This is a genomic window from Acinetobacter sp. 228 (assembly GCF_048147885.1).
Genome location: NZ_JAYWYV010000348.1, coordinates 1 through 1,254, shown reverse-complemented (window position 1 = coordinate 1,254; position 1,254 = coordinate 1). Strand labels below are relative to the sequence as shown.

At 36.4% G+C, this 1,254-nt stretch carries 4 protein-coding genes; all 4 read right to left on the bottom strand.

Translation table 11 applies throughout. The features are described 5' to 3' along the window. The coding region (locus VXQ92_RS18875) for a hypothetical protein (protein ID WP_416682829.1) at positions 1-314 on the bottom strand (314 nt) is incomplete at its 3' end. 52 nt (positions 315-366) lie between these two features. Beyond that, positions 367-735 carry a glutamate 5-kinase gene (locus VXQ92_RS18870; protein ID WP_416682831.1) on the bottom strand — a complete coding sequence of 123 codons (369 nt, stop codon included), beginning with the start codon at positions 733-735 and terminating at the stop codon, positions 367-369. 1 nt (position 736) lies between these two features. Then, the gene (locus VXQ92_RS18865) at positions 737-1,126 is read right to left on the bottom strand and encodes a hypothetical protein (RefSeq protein WP_416667302.1); all 390 of its coding nucleotides are present in this window, start codon (positions 1,124-1,126) and stop codon (positions 737-739) included. A 4-nt stretch (positions 1,127-1,130) separates the two neighbouring features. Further along, positions 1,131-1,254, bottom strand: a 124-nt coding sequence (locus VXQ92_RS18860; protein ID WP_416682830.1) for an Ish1 domain-containing protein, incomplete at its 5' end; no start/stop codon positions are given.

Below are 1,254 nucleotides of genomic sequence, written 5' to 3'. Positions count from 1 at the left end.
ATGAAGTACCCGATTAAGGCTAACATTAAAGCAGCTAAACCACCAATAATTTCATAGGGTTCTACTTGTGCATTATACCCAAGAGATTGTGCAATATACCGCCCACCACTTGAAATTAAAAGTCCCAGACCGATCGATAATATCGTTGTAACATATGCATCATATTTCCTAATAGGACTTTTTAAAATATAAAAATCATTAAGTGAAAGATGATAATCTGCCTGAGTGGTAACACTATATCCAGTAGACATTAATGCGTTATCCACCTGTACTGTTACTTGAATATTCTGATTATTAGTACTTTGCTGTTGCACATTAATTTCACCTCAAGAATTTTGGTTATTATAATTAAAATACTAAAAAATCCTATACCTTCCTCAACTGACATTTCCAAATAGTAGAGGCTGGATCTTGTTGAATATGAATTACCCGGAATGAGCCTAAAGCTGTTAACCACTCATCATCAATTTTTGGCTCTTTGGTAACTTCATTCTGCAGCACTGTAGCCTTCTTATCTGTGGCCAGTACTCCAAGTGTTTGGATCTCATATTGATTGTATGAACCGAACAGAACACCACGGCCGGAATAATTTTCTTTAACTTCAACATACGTTTCAGTTTTAGGATCCCAATTCGTTTTTGAAATCCGCTCACATGTAAAGGTATGAACGGCTTCCGCTAAATCTTCATTAAATGCTTCAGCAATATCTGCCTGAATTTCGTCACGTAAGCCCATATCATGCCCTGTAAAGTGGTATGCCAAAGCCATTAAAACTTGCATTTGGATCTTTCAAATCAAGTGAATCAATAAAATCAATTGCTATCTGTTCAAAGCTAGAGATTGCTTCAGATCCGTCTTGATATTCTTTTTCTGACTCAACAGAATCAGCTTTAACTTTCTTACGCTTCAACTGCTGGTCTTTGCCGTTATAAATTACCTTGGCCAGAATTCCTTTGATAATTTCACATGCAGCATCTTTAAGAAGTGGATCAATTGGATCTGGTACAAAACCAATTCTGTTTTTCATCCATACATTAGCCAGCTTTACCAGACGAGCTTTATCACTGTCTGGTGCAAAATCGCTGCCCAAAATTGAATTTGCGTCATCTACAGTAATTAAGCTCATTTCATTATTCCTTTGGGATCAGCTTAAGTAGTTCCGCTTTTGAAGCAGAGGGTTTGTAACCAATGTCTTTACTTGCCAAATATTCTTTTAATTGATCGTTGGACCAATTTTCAAAATCATTTGTCGCC